Annotated in this window: 13 protein-coding genes; 9 read left to right on the top strand and 4 right to left on the bottom strand. The window is 63.9% G+C overall.

Features of this window, described 5'->3' with window-relative positions:
• Positions 1 to 192: 192 nt before the first annotated feature.
• Positions 193 to 1,440, bottom strand: a complete 1,248-nt coding sequence (locus AUC43_RS17430; protein ID WP_071885957.1) for an alpha/beta hydrolase-fold protein — start codon at positions 1,438 to 1,440, stop codon at positions 193 to 195.
• Positions 1,441 to 1,914: 474 nt separating this feature from the next.
• On the opposite strand from AUC43_RS17430, the gene AUC43_RS17425 reads away from it, so the two are divergent.
• Entirely contained in the window at positions 1,915 to 2,778 is an 864-nt protein-coding gene (locus tag AUC43_RS17425; RefSeq protein ID WP_068196611.1) for a sigma-70 family RNA polymerase sigma factor, read from the top strand.
• A 157-nt stretch (positions 2,779 to 2,935) separates the two neighbouring features.
• Here AUC43_RS17425 and AUC43_RS17420 read toward each other — a convergent pair whose 3' ends face one another.
• The gene (locus tag AUC43_RS17420; protein ID WP_071886127.1) at positions 2,936 to 4,180 is read right to left on the bottom strand and encodes an alpha/beta hydrolase-fold protein; all 1,245 of its coding nucleotides are present in this window, start codon (positions 4,178 to 4,180) and stop codon (positions 2,936 to 2,938) included.
• Positions 4,181 to 4,513: 333 nt separating this feature from the next.
• Between AUC43_RS17420 and AUC43_RS17415 the strand changes: the two genes are divergently transcribed.
• From AUC43_RS17415 to AUC43_RS17380, 8 genes are all read left to right on the top strand, one after another.
• The gene (locus AUC43_RS17415; protein ID WP_068196604.1) at positions 4,514 to 6,697 is read left to right on the top strand and encodes a sensor histidine kinase; all 2,184 of its coding nucleotides are present in this window, start codon (positions 4,514 to 4,516) and stop codon (positions 6,695 to 6,697) included.
• A 3-nt stretch (positions 6,698 to 6,700) separates the two neighbouring features.
• Entirely contained in the window at positions 6,701 to 9,079 is a 2,379-nt protein-coding gene (locus tag AUC43_RS20700; protein WP_233254043.1) for an ATP-binding protein, read from the top strand.
• Between the two features lie 21 nt (positions 9,080 to 9,100).
• The gene (locus tag AUC43_RS17405; RefSeq protein ID WP_068196599.1) at positions 9,101 to 11,239 is read left to right on the top strand and encodes a sensor histidine kinase; all 2,139 of its coding nucleotides are present in this window, start codon (positions 9,101 to 9,103) and stop codon (positions 11,237 to 11,239) included.
• Between the two features lie 2 nt (positions 11,240 to 11,241).
• On the top strand, positions 11,242 to 13,578 hold the full coding sequence (locus AUC43_RS17400; protein ID WP_068196596.1) for an ATP-binding protein: 2,337 nt from the start codon (positions 11,242 to 11,244) through the stop codon (positions 13,576 to 13,578).
• Between the two features lie 20 nt (positions 13,579 to 13,598).
• A complete protein-coding gene (locus AUC43_RS17395) occupies positions 13,599 to 14,045 on the top strand; it encodes a hypothetical protein (RefSeq protein WP_068196586.1) in 447 nt (148 codons plus the stop codon).
• Positions 14,046 to 14,181: 136 nt separating this feature from the next.
• Positions 14,182 to 15,978 (top strand): ATP-binding protein, encoded by a 1,797-nt coding sequence (locus AUC43_RS20695; protein WP_233254042.1) that lies wholly within the window; start codon positions 14,182 to 14,184, stop codon positions 15,976 to 15,978.
• 58 nt (positions 15,979 to 16,036) lie between these two features.
• Positions 16,037 to 17,575: an IS1182 family transposase gene (locus AUC43_RS17385; protein ID WP_068196582.1), complete on the top strand. Its 1,539-nt coding sequence runs from the start codon at positions 16,037 to 16,039 to the stop codon at positions 17,573 to 17,575.
• 185 nt (positions 17,576 to 17,760) lie between these two features.
• Complete coding sequence (locus AUC43_RS17380) at positions 17,761 to 18,783, top strand: alpha/beta fold hydrolase (protein ID WP_068196579.1); 1,023 nt, start codon at positions 17,761 to 17,763, stop codon at positions 18,781 to 18,783.
• 158 nt (positions 18,784 to 18,941) lie between these two features.
• Here the strand turns inward: AUC43_RS17380 and AUC43_RS17375 are convergent, their stop codons facing one another.
• Positions 18,942 to 20,576: a peptidase dimerization domain-containing protein gene (locus AUC43_RS17375; protein WP_082685174.1), complete on the bottom strand. Its 1,635-nt coding sequence runs from the start codon at positions 20,574 to 20,576 to the stop codon at positions 18,942 to 18,944.
• Between the two features lie 650 nt (positions 20,577 to 21,226).
• Positions 21,227 to 22,828 carry a serine hydrolase gene (locus tag AUC43_RS17370; protein ID WP_068196575.1) on the bottom strand — a complete coding sequence of 534 codons (1,602 nt, stop codon included), beginning with the start codon at positions 22,826 to 22,828 and terminating at the stop codon, positions 21,227 to 21,229.
• Positions 22,829 to 23,050: the final 222 nt, after the last annotated feature.

Genomic DNA, 23,050 nt, shown 5'->3' with positions numbered 1-23,050 from the left:
AGGCCTGCACTAGGCTTTTAAAACAGGGCGGCTAGTGGCCGAGGCCATTGCCACCGTTTAGCTGAACTCACTGAGCTTCGCAATGTCAAGGATAGCCCAGTTGTAGCAGCGGGGGTAAAATCCTGTTACACGCGTTTAGGGGCTAATGCACGGCCAACTAGCCGCCCCGCACCGAGGTGGGCGTTCCCTGCGCTAGCCCTGTTTTTTAGCCTGAAGCTGGTCGAGCTTTTTGCGAACAATAGGGGTTTCCTTTAGCTGCAAGGACTTCGTGTAGGAAGCAATTGCCAAGTCCGGCTGATTTTGCTTTTCGTAGTAGTAGCCCATTGTGGCGTGCGCGCTGGGGCTGGCGGGATAATTCTGCAGGTTTAACTGGTAAAGAGCCAGCGCGCTTGGGGCTTGCCCGGGCATAGACAAAAATTTATAAGCCAGTCTAGTAACGATTGACTCGGGCGGCAGCACCGCGTAGCCGACCCGCGCCGAAACCTGCTGGTAATGCGCCACCAGCTTGGCCGCGGCGGCCTCGGTTGGCTTGTCCGCAAAGAGGGTGCTGTACTCCGCCGGCGCCAGCATGTAGGGCTGAAAGATGTATCGCAGCGCGTCGTAGGTCGCATCCACGGTGACCAAACTGTGGGTGTCGGTGGGGTAATAGCGGTAAGTCGACCGTAATCCGTTGCTTTTGGTGCGGGCCAAATTCCCGCGCAGCTTCCACTTGGCACGGGTATGCTGCCCGTCTACCGACGGGTCTTTTGCCGCTCGCACGGAATCCAGACCGGTCGTATTGGCCGAGGCAACAAATAACGTGCGCCCTTTAAAATGAGGCTGGGCCAAGGCCTCGTGGGCCTCTTTGAGTAGCTTTTCGCCGTCCCACCACAGGCTCGGGTCCAGGGCCACGTAATGCTCAAACAAGGTGGCGTGGTGCACCAGCGTGTTCAGCACCAGCAGCCCCCCAAACGAGTGGCCAATCAGGGTGCGGTGGGCCGAGGCCGGGTAGTGGGCTTCGATGTAGGGAATTAACTCTTTTTCTATGAACGCGGTGAATTTTTCGGCGCCGCCGGCTGTTTTCAACTCTTCCGGGGACATGCCTTCCACACTGGTTGGGCGCGAGGGCGTCAGGTCGCGCGTGCGCAGGGTGTTCGCGATGCCAACCACAATCATTTCCGGGAATACGCTACTTGTCGCGGCGCTTAGGCGCTGAATGATGTCCGAGGTGTACGCAAAATGAGAGGCGCCGTCGAGCAAGTACACCACCGGGTAGCGTTGTTTGGCATACGCCAAGTAACTGGCGCTGGCCGGCAGCGACACCCACACCTTGCGCTGCTCGTTGAGCACCGCAGACGTCAGACTGTCGACGTGGCCAATGACGATAGCGCCATTCTTTACGGTTTGCGCCTGAGCCAGCACGGGGCCGACCAATAATAACAAGAGGAGAAGTCGCTTCATGCAAAATGAGTTGAGTTTAAGCACGCAAATATATAATATTATATAGGAAAAAGCATGATTCGCTCGGTACCAGCTGAACATTAACCCATCGCTCGTTTTACTAAACAGAGTGTCTTTGTGACGCGCCCCTTTGTGTAGGGGCGAGCAGTTTCCAAAATTTATGTTCTCCTGAAATTCTTTGCCCTGGATTCAGTGAACCGACATACTGAACATAAGTTAGCGCTAATGAGAGCCATAGCGCTTGCCAGCGCCTTGACAAAGCGGCTGCACTAACCCCACGAGTCGCCCCTGGGCCCCCGCTGACGGTGTGGCCCACCGGAACCGGCCGCTGCCGGCCGGGACGGCTGGTTTGCCCTCCGCGTGAACCTTTCCTCCGGGCAGCGTCTTGATACCCGTTGAACCAGGCTGAATAGGCACGTGCCGGGGCTGGTCCTTTCTTCACTTTGAAACCACAACAAGCAGCGCCGTTCCCGCATGAGACAGCTTAAAATCAGCAAGCAGATCACCAACCGCGAAAGCCAGTCGCTGGACAAGTACCTGCAGGAGATCGGCAAAGTGGGCCTGGTCACGATTGACGAGGAAGTAGACCTGGCCCAGCGCATCCGCGAAGGGGACCAGCTGGCCCTCGAAAAGCTGACTAAGGCCAACCTGCGCTTCGTCGTGTCGGTGTCCAAGCAGTACCAGAACCAGGGCCTGACCCTGGGCGACCTCATCAACGAGGGCAACCTGGGGCTGATCAAAGCCGCCAAGCGCTTCGACGAGACGAAGGGCTTCAAATTTATTTCGTACGCCGTGTGGTGGATTCGCCAAAGCATTCTGCAAGCCCTGGCCGAGCAGAGCCGCATCGTGCGCCTGCCGCTGAACCGGGTGGGCTCGCTCACCAAAATCAGCCGCTCGTTCGCGGAGCTGGAGCAGAAATTCGAGCGCGAGCCCTCGCCCGACGAGCTTGCGGAGTTGTTGGACCTGAGCACCGCCGAAGTGGCGGACACGCTAAAACTCTCGGGCCGCCACGTCTCGATGGACGCGCCCTTCGTGCAGGGCGAGGAAAACAGCCTGTTCGACGTGATGGCAAACGAGAACGAGGAAAGCCCCGACGCCGGCTTGCTGCACGACTCCCTGCGCCGGGAGGTCCAGCGGGCCCTCTCGACCCTGACCCGGCGCGAGGCGGACGTCGTCACGCTCCACTTCGGGCTGAATGGCAACGCGGCGCGGACGTTGGAAGAGATGGGCGAGCAGTTCGGCTTGACCCGGGAGCGGGTGCGGCAGATCAAGGAAAAGGCCCTGCGCCGCCTCCAGCACACCTCGCGCTCAAAGGCCCTGAAACCCTACTTGGGCTAGCGGCGGCGGGCTACTCCCTGGATGGCCCACGCCAGTGGTGGCCTTGGTTGAAAGGTTGGCTCAAAAGTGGCATTCGCTCCTTTCACCACAGGGATCATGTTTACGGCACGACCCTTTAACTGAACTCGCGAAGCTTCGTCTGCCTCCCTGTTGGCCACTACTTCTTGGCCTGAAGCTGCGTCAGCTTCTGCCGGGTCTCGGGGTATTCTTTCAGCTGCAAGGCCTTGGTATAGGCGGCAATGGCCCGGGCCGGCTGGCCCTGGGCTTGGTAGTAGTCGCCGAGGCTGTCGTGGACGTTGAAGCTGGTGGGGTAATTTCGCACATTGAGCTGAAACAGGGCCAACGCCCGCGCGGCTTGTTCGGGCTGGGCCATCAGGCGGTAGGCCAGGGCATTGACCGTGACTTCGGAGGGCAGCACCGGATAGCCGGCCTGCGCCGAAATTTGCTTGTAATGCGCCTCCAGCAGGGCCGCCTGCTCGACCTTGGAGGCGGGGTTGAACAAGTCGCTGGTAGCGGCCGGCGACAGCGCGTAGGCCGGAAACAGGAAGTGCAGGGCGTCGTAGGTGGCCAGCAGGGGCACCGTGTTGTGCGTATCGGTGGGGTAATACTGGTAGGCCCAGCGCAGCCCGTTGCGGCGGTTGCGGGCCAGCTCGTCGCGCAACCGCCACTTGGAACGGGTCATCGCGCCGCCGACCGACGGGTCCTGGAGCACCTGGAGCGAATCCTGACCGGTGTTGTTGGCCGAGGCCACGAACAAGGCCCGGCCGGCAAACCGGGGCTGGGCCAGGACCTCGTGGGCCTGCTGGAGCAGCTTCTCCTGGTCCCACCACATGCTGGGGTCGATGGCCACGTAATTTTCAAACAGGGCGGGGTGGTGCACCAGCGTGTTCACCACCAGCAGCCCGCCAAACGAATGGCCGATGAGCGTGCGGTGGGGCGTGGTGGGGTAGTGCGCGTCGACGTAGGGAATCAGCTCCTTTTCCAGAAAAGCGGTGAAGTTTTCGCCGCCGCCGGAAGTTTTGAGCACGGCCGCGGACAGCTCCCCGGTGGCGGTGGTGGAGATGGACGGGGTCAGGTCGCGGGTGCGGTTGGTGTTGGGAATGCCGACCACAATCATTTCCGGGCACACCGAATTCGGGTATCCGCTCAGCTTTTGCAGCACGCCCGTCGTGGCCGTAAACCAGGCATCGCCGTCGAGCAGGTACACCACGGGGTAGCGCCGCGGAGCATAGACCGGGCTGGTGGCGCCGTCCGGCACATACACCCAAAGCTTGCGCTTTTCCTTCAAGACGGCCGACGTGACGCTATCGACCCGGCCGATGACAATGGCGTTGTTTTGAACCGTTTGGGCCTGAGCCAGGGCGGGGCCAACCACTAAAGCCAGGAGGAAAAGTAACTTCATGAAGAAAGAGTTGAATTTGGGCACTCAAATGTACAAGTATATACAGCGAAAACCCTTATTTTCCCGATGCTAGCCGGCAGTCAATTAACTCCTCCTTAGCTTTTTCGACCGTTAGACTGAACGGTCGCAGGGCGTAAGTGGAAGTCGCTTCGCGCAGACGGGGGTCGGCGCGGCCTGAAAGGCCTGTTAACGTGCACGCACCGCAGGCCTTGTCGGTCAAGCGGGTGCGGCACGGATAAACCCGTTTTCGCCGTAGCTTGCCCGTTCAAAGCTCAACTTTCCCTTTAATTAATTCCACTTCCGTGTAGGGCTGGCGGCGTGGTCCCTGGCTTTATGCGCTACTTGTTGTTGCTGGCCGCCGTCTGGCTGCTGACCCTGCCCGCCCGGGCCACCCCGTTGCCCGCCGACACCGCCGTCCTGCACGTAACGCGCCTGCCCGCCGCCGGCCTGACGCTCACCAAAGGCTGGCGCTACCACCCCGGCGACGACCCCGCCTGGGCCCGGCCCGATTTCGACGATAGCGCCTGGGACACGCTCAACCCCGTGCGCCCTTGGCGCGAGCAGCCCACACGCTTTTACACGGGCCGGAGCTGGCTGCGGCTGCGCTTCCAACTCGGCGACAGCCTGAGCCGGCAGGTGCTGCTGCTGCGGCCCAACGGCACCGGCGCCTTTGAGCTCTACCTGGATGGGCAACTGCTGCGCCGCGAGGGCCGCCTGCACCCCGACCTGCGCCGGGTGGAGAGCAACCCCAACGCGTCCGCGCCGCTGGACCTGCCCGCCCTGGGCCGCGGGCCGCACGTGCTGGCCGTGCGCTTTGCCCCCATGCAGTACCCCGCGTGGCTGCTGGGGGTGCGCACCTCCTACCCGCCGCTCTTCTGCCAGCTGTTCACGGCGCCGCAGGCTCGGCGGCAGGACGCCGAGCTGGCGCAGTTTGTCACCCGGTTTATGGTGTTGGCCGGCGTCTTTGGGCTGCTCACGCTGCTGCACCTGGTGTTCTTTCGCTACAACCCCGCCCGGCCGGCCAACCGCTACTTCGCCCTCTACGCCGGCACGACGGCCCTGTTCTTCGGCCTGCACGCCTACCTGCAAGGGGACACTGATTTCTCGTCCAACGCGCAGCAGATAGTGGCGTGGGTGACCAGTTACTGGTTGCAGCTGCTGAGCTACCTCTGGGCGGTGCGGGCGCTGTACGCCCTGTTTGGCTACCGGCCCGGCCGCCTCTACTACGGGCTGTGGGTCGTCAGTGTCCTGACCCTGGCCGGGGGCAGCTTTTACGTTTTTAGCACGGGGCCTTCCAATTTCGCAGTGGTCGTCTGCATGGGGCTGGCCATCGTCGAGCTGCTGCGCCTGACCATCCAAGCGGGCCGGGAGCGGCAGCGCGGCGTCGGCATTGTCGGCACCGGCTTTGCCATCGGGCTGCTTTGCCTGGTGGCCGGCGTTGCGCTGGCCGTGGCCCACATATACCGCTTCCACGGCTACCCCATCTTCGTTATTTTACTCCTGCTCGCCTTCCTGGTGCCGGCGCTGGGCATCAGCCTGTTTCTGGCCCGCGAGTTTGCCCTCGACGCGCAGCAGCTGCTGGCGAAATTAGGAGAGGTGGAGCAGCTTTCGGCCCAGACCATCGCCCAGGAACAGGAGAAACAAGCGCTGCTGGCGGCGCAAAACGAGACCCTGGAAACGCAAGTCGCCCAGCGCACCGGCGAGCTGCAACGCTCCCTCAGCGACCTGCGCGCCACCCAGGCCCAACTCGTTCAGAAGGAGAAAATGGCCAGCCTGGGCGAGCTCACGGCCGGCATCGCCCACGAAATCCAGAACCCGCTCAACTTCGTCAACAACTTCTCCGAAGTCAGCACCGAACTAATGGCCGAGCTGGAAGAAGCCCAGGCCGCCGGCGACACGGAAGAGGTCGCGGCCCTGGCGGTGGACGTGCGGCAGAACCTGGGCAAAATCACCGAGCACGGGCGGCGAGCGGCGGCCATCGTGCGCGGCATGCTCGAGCACTCGCGCACGAGCACCGGCGAGCGCGCGCCCACCGACGTCAACCAGCTGGCCGACGAGTACCTGCGCCTGGCCTACCAGGGCCTGCGGGCCAACGACAAAGGCTTCCAGGCCACGCTGCAAACCGACTTGGCGCCGGGCCTGCCGCTGGTCGAGGCCGTGGGGGCCGACCTGGGCCGGGTGCTGCTCAACCTGTTCAGCAACGCCTTTTACGCCGTGCACCAGCGCCAGCAGACCGGCGAGGCGGGCTACGCGCCCACCGTCAGCGTGGCCACCGCGCGCGCGAACGGCCACGTCGCCATCCGGGTGACGGACAACGGCACCGGCATGCCGGTCGCGGTGCAGGCCAAAATTTTCCAGCCCTTCTTCACCACCAAGCCCACGGGCGAGGGCACCGGCCTGGGCCTTTCCTTGAGCCACGACATCATCGCCCAGGGCCACGGCGGCACGCTGGCAGTACAAAGTCAGGACGGCCAGGGCACCACGTTCACGATTTGCTTACCCGTTTCTCCCGTTTAGCCCATGCGTGCTTTTCTACTTCGCCTGCTGAGTGGGCTAGCCCTATTGCTGCTGCTCAGCCCCGCAGCCCGTGCCCAGCCCAGCCCGGCCGAGAAGGCGCAATTTCAGCGCCGGCTGCGCGCCATCCGCTTCGACCACCGCTACTGGGATGCGCCCTTCGACTCGCTGCAGCGTGTACTCGCCGGCCAGCACGTGGACTCGCTGCGCCTGCAAACCCTGGAGCACCTGCTGGACACATACCCAACCACCGCCCTGCAAGGGCGGGAGCAAGACGCCGCCCAGCAAGAAGCCGCGGCGCTGGCCGCCCGGCTCCACTACCCCGAGCGCGTGCCGCTGCGCCTCGTCGCGTACTACCGGTCCCACGCTGCCGAGTTGAAGAACCAACCGGCCCTGCTCGACACGCTGCGGGCGGCCTTGACGTACTACGAGGCCCTGGGGCCCGTGCCGCAGCCCTTCCTGCTAGAACTTATTGGCCGCTTCTACAACGCGTTAAACCAGAAGGAGGCGAAGCGGGTGTTTGTTCAGCGCCGGCTGGCCTACTACCAGCCGCACGGGCCCGTGGCCAATGTGGCCATGTGCTACCGCGCCTTGGCCGGCTACTACGTGTCCCGGGGCGACTACAACCAGGCCATCAGCTACGAGCTGCGGGCCACCGAGCTGTTTCGCACCTTCTACAATTTTTGGTACTACAATGAAATTTACGTGATTGGGGCCAACTATGCCTCCTGGGGCAACAGCGCCCGCGCCCTGTCCTACCTGCAACAAGGCTTGAACTGGCCCGGCATTCTCCCGAGTGGTTGGCGGTTCGTGAACCGCAACATTGCCGGCATCTACTTCCGGCAGGGGCGCTACCCGCTGGCCCTGCGCTACGCCACGCTGGCGTTGCGCCCGCGCACGCCTTCCGACACCCTGTTGGCCGCCGAACTAGCCCTGGGCCTGGTGCAGCGAAGTGCCGTACTACTGGCCCTGGGCCGGGTAGGCGAAGTGCCTCCGTTGCTGCAACACGCCCAGCACCTGGTCGACTCGCTGAACCTGCCCCTGTACTCGTCCGGGGGATACTGCGAGCTGAACGCGACCTGGGCCAGGTACTACGCGGCCACGGGCGCCTACCCCCGCGCCGAAGCGGCCTGGCAAGCCGCGTACCGCCAGGCCCGGCAAGAGCACCGCACGCCGCTTCGCCTGGCCTACCTGCAAGCCCTGGCGCACTTTTACCAGCAGCGCGGGCAGCCCGCCCGCTCCAATCCGTATGCCCTGGCCGCGCTGGCCCTGACGGATACGCTCAATACTGCCCAGGCCGCCACGCACGTGGCGCAGTACGAAATCGAGCAGGCCGACCGTGCCCAGCAGGCCCGTATTGCCGCCCTGCGCGAAACCCAACTGCTCGATGCGGCCCGCGCCCGGCGCCAGCGCTATGTGCTCGGGGCCGTGCTGGTCGTGCTGGCGCTCATTGGCGGATTCTCGTTTTTGCTTTGGCGCGGCAACCGCCGCCAGCAGCAGGCCAACGCCGCGCTTAACCGCCTCAACCAAGCCGTCACGGCCCAGAAAGGCGAGCTGCAAACCCAGCGCGACCAGCTTGACACCAGCCTGACCGAGCTGCGCGCCACCCAGGCCCAGTTGATTCAGAAGGAGAAAATGGCCAGCCTGGGCGAGCTCACGGCCGGCATCGCCCACGAGATTCAAAACCCGCTCAACTTCGTCAACAACTTCTCCGAGGTCAGCACCGAGCTGCTGGCCGAGCTGGCCGAGGAACAACTACGCCCGGAACGCGACGCCGGCTTGGAAGCGGAACTGGTGAGCGACCTGCGGCAGAACATGCAGAAAATTACCCAGCACGGGCAGCGGGCGGCCGGCATCGTTAAAGGCATGTTGGAGCACTCCAGTTCCGCCGCCGGCGAGCGCGAGCCCACCGACCTGAACCGCTTGTGCGACGAGTACCTGCGTTTGGCCTACCAAGGCCTGCGCGCCAAGGACAAAAGCTTCAACGCCACCCTAAATACGGATTTCCTGCCCGACCTGCCGCGGGTCACGCTCGTGGGCGCCGACGTGGGGCGGGTGTTGCTCAACCTGTTTACCAACGCCTTCTACGCCGTGCGCCAGCGCCAGCAAGTGGGCGAACCCGGCTACCAGCCCCAGGTGGGGGTGCGCACGCTGGTCTTGAACCAGCAAGTGCAGATACAAGTGACGGATAATGGCACGGGCATGAGCCCGGCCATTCAAAGCAAAATCTTCCAGCCCTTCTTCACCACCAAGCCCACGGGCGAGGGCACGGGCCTGGGCCTGTCGCTCTCCCACGACATCATCGCCCAGGGCCACGGCGGGAGCCTCACCGTCGATAGCCAGCCCGGCCAGGGCGCCACCTTTACCATTATGCTTCCCTGCTAAGGGCGCGGCCACTACCTGTTCATGAAGCTCCTGTTCCTGCTGCTGGCCCTGCTCGGCGTTCTCCCCGTCCTGGCCCAAACACCCGACCCGGCTGCCATTCGCATCAGCCGCCTGCCCGACACGGGCCTGATTCTTACCAACGGCTGGCGCTACCACGCTGGCGACAACCCGGCCTGGGCCCGGCCCGAGTTCGACGACCGCGCCTGGGACACTATCAATCCTACCCGGCCCCGGCGCGAGCTGCCGGCGCAGCTGAGTTCCGGGATTAGTTGGCTGCGACTGCGCTTTCAGCTCAGCGACAGCCTGCGCTTGCAGTCCCTGGTATTCCATGCCCACCAGCTGGGCGCGTGCGAAGTCTACCTCAACGGCCGTCTGCTCATGCGGCAGGGCCAGCTAAACGCAAATCCGTCGCAAGTCGTACCGCGTGGGCGGTTTCCCAAACCGGGGCCGCTGCCAACCGGCGGGCCAGCGGTGCAGGTTCTGGCCGTGCGCTACGCGCCCTGGCAGTCGCCGCTATTGGGCGACATCCGCGCGCAGCCCCACCAGGTCATGTGGCTGTTTACCGCCGAGCAGTTCTGGACCGACGAGGCACGGCAACGCACGAATGCCACCGCCTACCTGGTGCCCATTGGTTTTTTCGCCTTGTTGACGTTACTGCACTGGGCTTTTTTCCGCTATAATCCCACCCGGCGCGCCAACCTCTACTTCGCGTATTTCGCTTTGGCCTTGGCCTTGGCGTTTGTGGCCGGCTACTGCACTGGCACGCTGGCGTACCCCACGCACCTTTCCTTTTTTTTAGTAGGTTTTACAGGTGGCGCGCTGTTAGGCCTGAGCTACATAATGGCCGTGCGGGCCTTATATGCGCTGTTTAAGGTGAGGCCGGGCCGCCTCTACCTGGGCCTGTGGGTGGTGTATGTAGGTTACCTGGCAGGTTTCTTCTTACCAAAGTCGGTGCCAACCTGGGAGGTGCTTCTGGCAATAGCTGCCGTGGAACAACTGCGTCTGATAGGGCGGGCCCTGCACCAAGGGCAGCGCGGGGCCTGGATTATCGGCAGCGGCTTTGCTGGTGGGCTGGTGGTGCTCTTGTTGTTGTACCTGACACCATCGGGGAGCATTGCCACCCAGTCAACGTTGCTGTACTCGTTGGGGGAAACGTTCGCATTTATGCTGCCAGCGTTGGGTATCTCCCTGTTTCTGGCCCGCGAGTTCGCCCTCGATGCCGAGCTGCTGCTGGTAAAGCTGGGCGAAGTCGAGCGACTGTCGGCCCAAACCCTGGCCCAGGAGCAAAGGCAACAAGCGCTGCTGGCCACCCAAAACGACACCCTGGAGCAGCAAGTGCAGCAGCGCACCGGTGAGTTGCAGCGCTCCCTCACGGAATTGCGCACCACGCAGGCCCAGCTCATTCAGAAAGAGAAGATGGCCTCGCTTGGAGAGCTGACGGCGGGCATCGCCCACGAAATTCAAAACCCGCTCAACTTCGTCAACAACTTCTCCGACGTGTCGGCCGAGTTGATGGCCGAATTGCAGGAAGCTCTGGCCACCAGCGACACGGCCGAAGCCACGGCCTTGGCGGTGGATGTCACGCAGAATTTGGGCAAAATCCACGAGCATGGGCAGCGGGCGGCCAACATCGTGCGCGGTATGCTCGAGCACGCGCGCCCGAGCACCGGCGAGCGCCAGCCCACCGATATCAATGCCCTCTGCGACGAGTACCTGCGCTTGGCCTACCACGGCCTGCTGGCTAAGGACAAAACCTTCACCGCCGAGTTGAAGACGGATTTCGCCCCCGGTTTGCCCCAAGTGGAAGGGGTAGGGGCCGACTTGGGCCGCGTGCTGCTCAACCTCTTCAATAATGCCTTCTACGCCGTGCAAAAACGCCAGCAAACGGGTGAAGCGAGTTACGCACCCACCGTTAGCGTCAGCACGAAGCAGGTGGGTCAGCAGGTGGAAATCCGCTTCCGCGACAACGGCACGGGTATGCCGCCCGAGGTACAGGCAAAAATCTTTCAGCCCTTTTTCACGACTAAGCCCACGGGCGAAGGCACCGGCCTGGGCCTGAGCCTGAGCTACGACATCATCACCAAAAGCCACGGCGGCAGCCTGCGCGTGGCGTCCGTGCCGGGCGAGTCCACCGAATTTATCATCACGCTTCCCGCTTAATCGTGCCCGCCTCCTTTCCCCTGATTTTGCGGCGAACGCAGCGGCTCTGGCCGCTGCTGCTGCTGCTGGCCAGCCCACTGGCCGCCCAAATCCGCCTGCCTGTCCTGAGCCCCGCCGACCAGGCCCGCCACCGCTACTGGGAGGCCACGGGCGATTCGCTGCGCCGGGTGCTGGCCACCCAGCGCGCCGACACCGCCCGCCTGCGTACTCTCCAGCACATGATCGATGTGGCTCCGGCGCAAGCCGAGAGTCACATGCAGGACCGGGACTACGAAGAGGTGATTGCCCTGACCGGCCGCCTGCACCGCCCCGAGCGGCGGGCCTACCGCCTGCTACTGCACGGCAACCAGCTCCTGAAACGCAAAGCCGTGGGGCCCGCCCTCGATAGCCTAACAGCAGCCATTGCCGTGTTTGACCGCCTGCACCGGCCGGTGCCAGACCTACTGGCTTCCATCCGCTTCTTCTTCGTAGCCGCGGGCCGGCTGGAGGCGCGGCAGGCCTATTACGAAGGCCACCTGGCCACTTACGGCCAGCGGGGCGATACCGCCAGCATGGCGGTCTGCTACCACGGACTGGCCGGCTACTACAACGCCCGCGGCGACCACAACCGGGCCATTGGCTATTACCTGCAAGCAGCCGAAGGGTATCGGTACTTCGACTGGAACACCTCCTACAACGAGCTGGCCACCGCCGGCCAGCTGTACGCCGAGTGGGGCAACCTGGCCCAGGCGCTGCACTATTTGCGGCAGTCGCTGGCGGGGCAAGGTGGCCCGCGCGGGCAGCTGCCCAGCTCCATCGCCTACCGCAACTGGACGATGGCCGATGTCCAGCTGCAGCTGCACCAAAATTCGGCCGCGCTGCGCGCCATCGACGTAGGGCTGGCGGCCGCCGCCCGGGACACCGCTGGCTTTGAGTCGGCGGCTTCAACGAAAGCCTTCGGGCTGGTGCTGAAAAGCGCGGCGCTGCTGGCGCTGGGGCGCCCGCGCGAAGCCGGCCCCCTGCTGCGCACGGCCGAGCACCTGAACGACTCGCTTCAACTGCCCTTACTAAGCGGCCTCGGCTATTTCCAGCTGGACGCGACCTGGGCCCGGTACTACACGGCCCTAGGCGATGAGGCGCGCGCCGAAACTCACTGGCTGGCCGCCTACCGCACGGCCCGGCTCAGCCACGCCACTTCCCTGCAGCTGGCCTACCTGCGCGAGCTGACCCGCTTCTACCAGCAGCGCCGCCGGCCGGCTGTGGCGGCCACCTACGCCCTAGCGGCCCTGGCCTTGACTGACACCTTGCGCGCGTCCGAAGGCGCCCTGCACGTGACCCATTACGAAACCGAGCGAGCCGACCAGGCCCAGCAGCAGCGCATCGCGGCCCTGCGCCTGACCCAGGTGCAGGACGCCGCCCGCGCCCGCCGCCAGCGCCTGCTGCTAGGAGCCACGCTGGCCGGGCTGGCTTTGCTGGCCGGCCTAGGTTTCGTGCTGTGGCGCGGCAACCGCCGCCAGCAACAAGCCAACGCGCAGCTGCAAGCCCAACGCGACCAAACCGCGCAGGCGCTGCAGCATCTGCAGACCACCCAGGCCCAGCTCATCCAAGCCGAGAAGATGGCCAGCCTCGGGGAGCTCACGGCAGGCATTGCGCATGAGATTCAGAACCCGTTGAACTTCGTCAACAACTTCTCCGAAGTCAGCGCCGAGCTCATGCTGGAGCTGGAAGAAGCGCAAGCGGCTGGTGATGGGGCAGAGGTAAGCGCCTTAGCGAACGACGTGCGGCAGAACCTGACCAAAATCACTGAGCACGGACAGCGGGCGGCCGGCATTGTCAAAGGCATGTTGGAGCACTCCCGCGCCAGCACGGGCGAGCGTCAGCCCACCAACCTCAACGCCCTCTGCGACGAGTACTTGCGCCTGGCTTACCACGGCCTGCGGGCCAAAGACAAGTCTTTCAATACGGAGCTACAAACCGACTTCGCGCCCAACTTGCCGCTGGTGGAGGGGGTAGGCGCGGACCTGGGCCGGGTGCTCTTGAACCTGTTCAACAATGCCTTCTACGCCGTGCGCCAGCGCCAGCAAGCCGGCGAGCCCGGCTACCAGCCGCAGGTGGGGGTGCGCACCGTGCTGCTCAACCAGCAGGTCCAAATTCAGGTCAGCGACAACGGCACGGGCATGAGCCCGGACGTGCAGGCGAAGGTGTTCCAGCCCTTCTTCACGACCAAGCCCACGGGCGAAGGCACGGGCCTGGGCCTTTCCCTGTCCCACGACATCATTGCCCAGGGCCACGGCGGTATGCTCACCGTCGAGAGCCAGTCCGGCCAGGGCACCATTTTTTGCATCAGCTTGCCGGCGTAGACCGGCTTTTATCGCCCTGCATGTTCCTTTATACCCCCAAGCGTAATCTCCTGTTGGCGCTGTTTGCCCTGCTCTGTGGCGCCGGGCACCTGCGCGCCCAGCCCACGCCCCGGGCCGGCTACCGGTACTGGGAAGCCAACCCCAACTCATTGCGCCGGGTGCTGGCCACCCAGCACAGCGATACGGCCCGCCTGCGCACTTTATTGCACCTGGACAACGTCTATGACGCCTACCTGTCGGTGGCCGATTTTGAGAGCAAGCTGACCGAAAAGGTGCAGCTCACGCGGCGGCTGCGGCGCCCCGAGGCCAGCGCCTACCGGCTCTGGCAGGCCGGCCGGCAATTCAGGAATGCCAAGCCCGACACCGGGCCGGGGCTCGACAGCCTGAAACGGGGCCTCGACAGCCTGCAAGCGGCCGTGAAGGCTTTTGACCAGCCTGGGCTGGGCCATAGAGGGGCCGTTAGGTAGTGTGTCCCAACAGTTCCTAAGGCTGAAACAGCCGGCGGCGCGGCTGGCGTGGTTGCGCGCCAAGGTGGCCCAGTACCAGGCTCGCGGCTCCTGGCAAAACCTTTCTTACTGCCACTTTCGGCTCGGGCTTCCACTTGTGACCCAGGGCGATTACAACCAGGGCATCAGCCACTACTTGCGCGCGGCCGACCTGGTGGGCACATTTGACCGGTACCAGCAGGAAAACCACCTGAAAGTAGTGGGCTATTACTACGCCGAGTGGGGCAACCCCGCCCAAGCCCTGCGCTACCTGCGCCAGTCGCTGGCCGTGTACGCCACGCTGCCCCGGCGCGACGGCTATGACTACCTGGCCTACACCTACCGGGGCATGGCCCAGGCCTACCGCCAGCTGCGCGACTACCCCGCCGCCCTGCGCGGCGCCAACCAATCCCTGGCGGGCGTCCCAACCGATACGACCCGCCTCTACACCGCCAGAGTTCCCGAAGTTCGGGCGTATGGTTTAACGCTGAAAAGCGCGGTGCTGCTCGACATGGGCCGCGGGGCTGAAGCGGCCCCCCTGCTGGCACGGGCCCAGCAGTTGGCCGACTCGCTTAAGCTTGGCATTGGCAATAGTGGAGTCACTATTGAACTGGATGCGACCTGGGCGCGCTACTACGCTGCCCGCGGTGAGCCCGCGCGCGCCGAAGCCGCCTGGCTCGCGGCCTACCGCAAAGCGCGCGAGGGCAAGGAAGTACCCCTGCGCCTGGCCTACCTGCGCGCCCTGACCGACTTTTATACCCGGCGCGGGCAGACGGAACCCGCCGGCCGCTACGCCCGCCTCGGCCTGGCCCTGAGCGACTCGCTCACCACCCAACAGGGCGCGTTTCACCTGGCCCAATACGAGGCCGAGCGCGCCGAGCAGGCCCAGCAGGCCCGCATCCAAGGCCTGCGCCTGGCCCAGGTGCAAGACGCGGCCCGCGCCCGCCGCCAGCGCCTGCTGCTGGGCGCCACGCTGGCCGTGTTGGCCCTGCTGGCCGGCTTGGGCTTCGTGTTGTGGCGCGGCAACCGCCGCCAGCAGCAAGCCAACGCCCTGCTCCAAGCCCAGCGCGACGAAACGGCGCAGGCGCTGAAAGATTTGCAATTCACCCAAGCGCAGCTCATCCAGAAGGAGAAGATGGCCAGCCTGGGGGAGCTGACGGCCGGCATTGCCCACGAGATTCAGAACCCCTTGAACTTCGTCAACAACTTCTCCGAGGTCTCAGCGGAATTAGTTGCCGAGCTGCGTGAGGAACGAGCCAAAGGGACGGCAGCTGATGTCGGCCTGGAGGAAGAGCTTTTGGAAGACTTGACGCAAAACCTGGGCAGAATTGGCCACCACGGGCGTCGGGCCGCGGGCATTGTCAAAGGCATGCTGGAGCACTCGAGCAGCGGCGCGGGCGAGCGCGAGCCCACGGACCTGAACCGCTTGTGCGACGAGTACCTGCGCCTGGCTTACCAGGGCCTGCGGGCCAAGGACAAGAACTTCAACGCGGCGTTGAATACCGACTTTCTAGCGGACCTGCCCACTGTGACCGTAATAGGTGCGGACGTGGGGCGTGTCTTGCTCAACTTGTTCACGAATGCTTTCTACGCCGTGCGCCAACGCCAACTCAGCGGCGAGCCCGGCTACCAGCCGCAGGTGGGTGTGCGCACCGTGCTGCTCCACCAGCAAGTCCAGATTCAGGTCACCGACAACGGCACGGGCATGAGCCCGGCCGTGCAACAGAAAATCTTCCAGCCCTTTTTTACGACCAAGCCCACGGGCGAGGGCACGGGCCTGGGGCTCTCCCTAAGCCACGACATCATCGCCCAAGGCCACGACGGAAGCCTCAGCGTGGACAGCCAGGAGGGCCAGGGCAGCATCTTCTCCGTGGCCTTGCCCCTGAACGGGGCAACTCCCCAGTCCGCAACCTAAACCCTCCGGTGGCGAATAGGACCGTGGCTGTTGCAGAACTCGGGTTCGTAGAGGGAAGATGCAAGGCAAAAAGCAATACCTCGACAAGGAGGTGGTCCGCTTTCGACTTTCCGAGCGGGTCCCGCCCCATAATCTGTACCGGCGGCTGGCCGAGCTGGTGGATTGGTCCTTCCTCTACGACGAGACGCGGGGCCTTTACAGCCACACCGGGCAGCCCTCGCTCGACCCGGTCGTGTTCTTCAAGCTCGTGCTCGTCGGCCGGCTGGAAAACCTCATCAGCGACCGCCGCTTGGTCGAGCACTGCGCCCTGCGGCTCGACATTCTCTTGTTTTTGGGCTACGAGGTGGACGAGGAGTTGCCCTGGCACTCGACCGTGAGCCGCACCCGCCAGCTGTTTCCGGCCGCCGTCTTCGAGCGCCTGTTCGACCACGTCTTTGCCCAGTGCGTGGCCCGGGGCCTGGTCGCCGGCGACACGCAGGCCGTCGATTCGGCCCCCGTCAAGGCCAACGCGGCGCTGGAAGCGGTGCTGGAAAAACAAGCCGCCGGGCCTGCCGGGCCCCACCTGAGCGGCCGCGAGGAGACACCCGCCGCGGGCTCGGTGGTGACGGCTCCGGCCCACCAGCTGCGCCAGCTGGCCACGGGGCAGCGCCGGCGGCAGGGCGCGCAGACCGGCGCGCTGGGCGCGCGGCACGAACAGGCGCGGCTGCTGAGCAACAAGACCCACTACAGCCCCACCGACCCCGACGCGCGCATCTCCGTTAAGCCCGGCAAAGCCCGGGCCTTGAACTACCTCTGCAGCCTGGCCGTGGACACGGCCAAGGGCGTCATCAGCCATGCGCAAGCGGACCTGGCTGACAAGCGCGACAGCCTGCACTTGCCCCGGCTGCTCACCGGCCTGCAGCGGCGCTTGCGCGCGAACGACTTGCCCCTGCGCGCGCTGCTGGCCGATGCCGGCTACGCCAACGGCCCGAACTACGCCTTGCTCGAAGCCGCCCACATCACGGCCTGGATTCCCGTCTTCGGTCAATACAAACCCGAAATCGAGGGCTTCGTGTACGACCGCCGCACGGACGCCTTTACCTGCCCCAAAGGCCAGGCGCTGCCCTTTCAGAAATACGACACCAACCAAGACGGGGGCTGGCATAAGATTTACTGGGGCCCGTGCCGCACCTGCCAGCAGTGCCCGCGCAAGCCCACGTGCGCCCCGCGGGCCAAGCGCAAGCAGATCAACCGCACCATTTACGACGCCGCGTACCGCCGGGCCTGGGAGCGGCAGCACACCCGGCGCGGGCAACGGAAACGCCGGGTCCGCCAGGGCACGGTCGAGCCCGTGTTTGGCAACCTGCTGCACCACTACGGCCTGCGGCGCGTGAACGTGCGCGGCCACGCGGGGGCCCACAAGACCAGGCTGCTCACCGCCATCGCCTTCAACCTCAAAAAGCTGCTCAAGCACCGCCCCAACCGGCACGTAAGCCTGGCCGTGGCCCTGCCACGGCCCGTGTTAGCGGCCAATAGGCGCGCCAGGCGGCGGAACAGGCGCCTCGAAGCGCCCACTCGAGCACGCGCCCAGCCGCTAACCGGAAAGGGAACTCCCTAACCCGGGTTCTGCAACAGCCACGACCGTTATCGTGAATAGCGGCGGTTTGAACCAGATGTGGATGGCAAAGAAATGCGGCTGCGGTGGTAGCCATGCTAATGGGCTGGCTTTGGGAGGATGAGCTATTCGTCCGAAACGGGTGTAGCTTGCTTCACCGGCCCAGCACCCGCTGCCCCAATTCCTTTATGCGCTACCTGCTTGCCCTCTTCTGCTGCTTCGTACTTGTCCCTCACCCGCAAGCGCGGGCACAGGGCGTCACCCGCCCAGCCCGCCCTGTAGCCGTCGACACGGCTTTTTTACTGCCCGTCAACGGGGTGAAGCAATACCTGGAAATCAAGGGCGCCTCCCGAACCAAACCGGTGCTGCTCTTCATTCACGGGGGGCCGGCGTGGCCGGCGACGCCGATGAATCGCAAATACAGCCAGGACCTGGCCAACGACTTTATTTTCGTTTCCTGGGACCAGCGCAATTGCGGCAAGTCGCAAACCGACACGACCGTGGCCTTGACGCCGGACCTCTATATCGAGGACGCGCATCAGGTCACGCGCTTTTTACAGCAGACGTTCCACCAGCGAAAAATTTTCGTCGTTGGCCATAGTTGGGGCAGCTTTGTGGGGGCGCAATTGGTGCAACGCTACCCCCAGGATTACGCCGCGTACATCGGGGTGAGCCAATTCATCGACGCCGGCCAGTCGGCGCTGCTCACCCGCACGCACGTGCAACAGCAGGCAGCTTTGCACCACGACACGGCCACCGTGCACGCGCTGGCCCGCATCCCGCTGTCGGAAGCGAAGGGGTTCGCGCGGGGCGTCAACGACTGGTTCGCCTTCCTGACGCTGACGGGTCCCTACCGCTCCAGCCCCGACGCACCGGAGTTGTCTAACCCCATGCAGCTCTACGGCGATTATCCGCCGCAGCAGTGGATGGCCCCGGTGATGCGCACCCTGCCCCCGCTCTTCCCGTACTTAAATGGCGGAAAAACGAAGGTCTTGCAGCACTCTGTATTCAAATTGCCGGTGTACTTTTTTGTCGGCAAATACGACCACAACACCGAGCCGGAACTCGCCCGCCACTACTTTGCAGAGCTCAAGGCCCCCAAAAAGCAGTGGTTTGAGTTTGCGCACAGCGGCCACGCGCCCAACTGGGAAGAACCCGCCCTGTTCCACCGCCGGCTCGTGCAAATAGCGGCCGAGAACAAATCGAAATAACGACGGCCACAACCGTTCCCATCCCTAGAGGGGCGACGCAAGGGTAATCGGCAGCCCGTACGTACCGACTAGGGTGTCTACCTAGTGCTCGTTTTATGATTCGGACCGTTTTCTTAAACGTTTCTTGCTCCCAAAAAACAGCCCTCTGCGGAGCGTGGTTATTGGGCGCTCGCTTTCGGAGCGGCCGGCCGCACCGTGGGGTAGGCAATGCCCAACTGCTCCAGGTAAGTTTTATACTTGGCCGGGTTGTAGTAGAATTTCGTCATCTGTGGCCGGTACTGGGCCATGATGCCTTGGTTAAGGGTGATGGCGGGCTTGTCGGTGTCCGAAATCAAGGGGGTGTACTTGGTGTTCTTGGTTTGCACGTCGTTGAAGTATGCCCAGGCCTCTTTAATGATTTCGGGTTTCACCAGTAGGTCGAGCAGGGTCAAGGCCTCGGCCTTGGCGCCGGCCGTCACCCCTTTGTGGGCAATGGGGGTGGCCATGGCAATGGCGTTGGCCCAGTGGTGACCGGGCAGGCCGGGGATGTTGGCCGGGTAGTGCAGCACCACCGTGGGCACGCTCCAGGAAATGTCGCCGATGTCATCCGAGCCCCCGTAAGTCGAAGTCGCGGGTCCCACGAGCGTATCGAGGCGGGTGGCCAGGCCGTCAAGGGGACGGTTGAGGCGGTCGGTTTTGGGGGCGTTGGTTTCGGCCTGCGCGGCGCGGGCCAGCACCTGGTCGGCCGCGCTCCACTGGGGCAGGCCCACGCGCCGGATGTTCTGGTACATGGCCTGGGCGATGGCCTTGTTCAGGTGGATGGGCCAGGCGCTGCCCAGCACTTCGTGGGTCACGGTGGTTTTGGTCATCAGCGTGGCCCCTTCGGCCATTTTCAGGGCGTCGGCGTACATCTCCCGGATTTTGGGGTAGGTGCGTTCGCGAAAGTAGTACCACACGGCCGCCTTCGACGGCACCACGTTGGGCTGGTCGCCGCCGTCGGTGATGACGGAGTGCGAGCGTTGGCTCACGTCCATGTGCTCGCGGTGGAAATTCCAGCCCACGTCCATCAGCTCCACGGCGTCCAGTGCGCTGCGGCCGCGCCAGGGAGCCGCCCCTGCGTGCGCCGCTTGCCCCTCGAAGGTGAACTTGACCGACATCAGGCCCGTGTAGCCATTGTCGCCCCACGACACCTTGAGGTTGTCGCTCACATGGGTAAAAATGCAGGCATCGACGTTCTTGAAATAGCCGTCGCGCACGAAGTAGGCCTTGGTGGCAACTAACTCCTCGGCAGCGCCGGGCCAGAGCATGAGCGTGCCCGGCAGCTTCTCGCGCTCCATGATTTTCTTGAGCGCCAGCACCGCCGTGATGTTGAGCGGCACGCCCGAGTTGTGGCCCTCGCCGTGGCCCGGCGCGCCCTCCACAATGGGGTCGTGGTAAGCCACGCCAGGCTTTTGGGAGGCCTTGGGAATGCAGTCGATGTCGCTGCCAATGGCAATAACCGGCTTGCCCGACCCCCACGTAGCCGTCCAGGCAGTGGGCACACCCGCAATGCCGGTTTGAATCACAAAGCCGTTTTTCTTCAGAATGCCCGTTAGGTAGCGCGACGTCTCGGTTTCCTGAAAGCCCAGTTCCCCGAAGCTGAACACCATGTCCACCATTTGCTGGGTGGCCTTTTGCTGCTGGTCGATTTCCCCGATGAGCTCCCGCTTCAGGGCTTCGAGCTTGGCGGGTGGCAGCGGGGTTTGGGCCGGGGCGACCCGCGGCGTCAGGGCGAGGCCGCCCAAAAGTCCCAAGAGAGTAGAAATACGAGTCATGCAACAGAAAAAAGGGAAAGGTGCGGAAATGCGCCGGTGCGTACGGGCAGCAACTTCGATGTTCAGAGCCGGAAATATACACTGTTTGGACGCCCGCTTGCTACCCTGATACCCCGGATGGAATGGCAAATGCGTGGTGCGGCATCAGTCGCCGAAACGTATCCCTCGTTTTGGAATTCGGATCCTTTCGATGGACAGCTTTGGTGAGGACCGAGCGCTTGGGCAGGAATGATCATTTGTTCTCCACACGCGGAGGCGGAGTGGGGTAGGAGTGGTTTTTACCTGGTTAAAACCACGACCGAAATGGCATTAACCTGGTTAAAACCACCCCTTAAATGGCGTTTACCTGGTTTTAACCAGGTTAAAACCAGGTAAACGCCAGGGTTAACGCCACCAGGAAGCGAAAAAAGCGTGCTAAAAAGGCCCATGGAAGCCGCGTTTGGGGCCGGAAGCTGCAGCAGATGGTCTTATTTGCACGCGAAAGCCCTGACGAACCGATTCAGGACAGCACCCATTTTCGCTTGCGATTCGGACCCTTTTCTTGAACTTAAAGCTTCCGTTTTAGGCAGTCTGTTCGAGGGCTGTCGGTCCAGCTGTTTTCCAGCTTTCATCCGGTGGGCAAGGACCTCGGTCGCCGGCGTCCCGGTGCCTTACTTCCCCGGAGGCGTTTCGGGCGCCCGTTGCAAATCCAGGTCTTGAAAGATGTTGCGGGGCCCGGCAATATTGTTCAGCTTGATGGCGGTGGCCCGGCCTTGCGCACCGAGGGTGAACAGGGCAAAGGCGGCGGGGATGCTGCGGTCGTTCCAGCGCACCACGAAGGTGTGGTCCCGGTAGGGCAGCAACTGCCCCATCAGGCGCCGGGAGCGCGCGGCCTTCACCCAAAGCTGAGCGCCCTGCTCATAGACGCTCATGTCCCCGAACAACGCGTCGTGGTAGCGGCCGCGGTACGGCGCATAGTCCGGCCGCTTAAGTACCGATTTTTGAGTAGTCGCCACTTGCTGCCACACGGCCGTGGTGCGCTGGGCCTCCGCGGCCGCCAGCACGTTGGCCGGATCGCGCAGTTCCTGCACCCGGTCCCGGCCGCTTACGCCCATGTAATGGTCTTCAATCTGGTTGGTCACGGCCGTGTAAGCGTCCCGGCTGGCTTGGTTGGTGAGCACGACGATGCCCAGATGTAGCTCGGGCAGCAACGTGATTTGGCTCACCATGCCTGGATTGCCCCCGGTGTGCCACACCTGCTGATAGCCGCGCACGTCGTTCAGCCGCCAGCCCAGGCCGTAGGCCGCGAAGTGGGTGGGGTAAGGCGTCGGCCACGCGCTGACGGGTACCAGGGTTTGCGGCGTCCACAGCTCGCGTTGGGTCGCGGGCTTCAGCAAGGGCGCCGGCCCCCCCGGCCCGCCCAGCAACATCCGGACCCACTGGCTTAGGTCGTTCGCGCTGCTGTAGATGCCGCCGGCGCTCAACAGGGCCCCCGTCGGGTCGGTGGTGCTCTCCAAATCGCGCCGCAGGACCTGCACCCGGCCCTCGACCGGCGTGTGCGCCTCCGCGACGTTGGTCGGGTCGGGAAGCCGGGCAAAGCTGGCGGCACTGCGGCGCATGCCCAGCGGCTGGAGCAGACGGGTTTCGACAAATGTGGTCCAGGGCTGCTTCGCCACCCGCGCCACTACCTCGCCCGCCACGAGGTACAGGCTGTTGTTGTAGGCGTACTGGCTGCGAAACGACGACACCGGTTTAATATAGCGCAGGTTATGCAGCACCTCTTGGATGGAGAAGTTCGTCGAGTCGGGGTACCGCAGCAGCAGGTCGCCCGCGCCCGCGCCCAAACCGCTGCGGTGGGTGAGCAGGTCGCGCACGGTGAATTCTGCTGTCACGTTGGCATCGTAGAGCTGGAATTCCGGGATGTAGGCGGTTACCTTGTCGTCCCAGCGCAGCTTACCCTCGTCCACGAGCAGCCCCAGTGCCGCCGCGGTAAGGGCCTTCGTGTTGGAGGCAATGCCGAACAGGGTGTTGGCATCCACCGGCGCCCGAGTTTTGAGCGAACTGACGCCGTAGCCCTTGCTGAGCACGACTTGTCCGTCCTTGACCACGGCCACAGCCATGCCGGGCACGTCAAAGGCGGTGAGGGTGCGGGCCACCACGGCGTCCAAGGCCGCCACGTCGAGCGGGGCTGTAACGGGGGGGGCGGTTTGGGCCAGCGCAGGTAGCGAAATAAGGCAGGCCAACAACCGACACCAGGAGTGGGAAAGGAGCATACGAACAAGAAGTGGTCTAAGCAGGTGGGTAAAGCTAGGCGCTTTAAGCCTCAACCCGCCTAAGCTGTGATCAACTGGTGGCCCAATAGACTCTCCGCCATTCAAAGGCTCCTTCAACTGAACAGAACTCGTTTACCTTGCTACCGTTAAAATGAACTAGCGCTGCCCGTTACCGCACAGATTTCAGAAATGTTGAGTGCCAATCGGCTAGCTGAGGAAAAG

This window comes from Hymenobacter sedentarius (assembly GCF_001507645.1).
In the GTDB taxonomy this organism is placed as follows: domain Bacteria; phylum Bacteroidota; class Bacteroidia; order Cytophagales; family Hymenobacteraceae; genus Hymenobacter; species Hymenobacter sedentarius.
This window is presented reverse-complemented; position numbering and strand designations above follow the sequence as displayed.

Bases quoted from the DNA above. Each gene is read 5' to 3' on its own strand.
- AUC43_RS17430 (WP_071885957.1), bottom strand. From the start codon at position 1,440: ATGAAGCGACTTCTCCTCTTGTTATTATTGGTCGGCCCCGTGCTGGCT.
- AUC43_RS17425 (WP_068196611.1), top strand. From the start codon at position 1,915: ATGAGACAGCTTAAAATCAGCAAGCAGATCACCAACCGCGAAAGCCAG.
- AUC43_RS17420 (WP_071886127.1), bottom strand. From the start codon at position 4,180: ATGAAGTTACTTTTCCTCCTGGCTTTAGTGGTTGGCCCCGCCCTGGCT.
- AUC43_RS17415 (WP_068196604.1), top strand. From the start codon at position 4,514: ATGCGCTACTTGTTGTTGCTGGCCGCCGTCTGGCTGCTGACCCTGCCC.
- AUC43_RS20700 (WP_233254043.1), top strand. From the start codon at position 6,701: ATGCGTGCTTTTCTACTTCGCCTGCTGAGTGGGCTAGCCCTATTGCTG.
- AUC43_RS17405 (WP_068196599.1), top strand. From the start codon at position 9,101: ATGAAGCTCCTGTTCCTGCTGCTGGCCCTGCTCGGCGTTCTCCCCGTC.
- AUC43_RS17395 (WP_068196586.1), top strand. From the start codon at position 13,599: ATGTTCCTTTATACCCCCAAGCGTAATCTCCTGTTGGCGCTGTTTGCC.
- AUC43_RS17385 (WP_068196582.1), top strand. From the start codon at position 16,037: ATGCAAGGCAAAAAGCAATACCTCGACAAGGAGGTGGTCCGCTTTCGA.
- AUC43_RS17380 (WP_068196579.1), top strand. From the start codon at position 17,761: ATGCGCTACCTGCTTGCCCTCTTCTGCTGCTTCGTACTTGTCCCTCAC.
- AUC43_RS17375 (WP_082685174.1), bottom strand. From the start codon at position 20,576: ATGACTCGTATTTCTACTCTCTTGGGACTTTTGGGCGGCCTCGCCCTG.
- AUC43_RS17370 (WP_068196575.1), bottom strand. From the start codon at position 22,828: ATGCTCCTTTCCCACTCCTGGTGTCGGTTGTTGGCCTGCCTTATTTCG.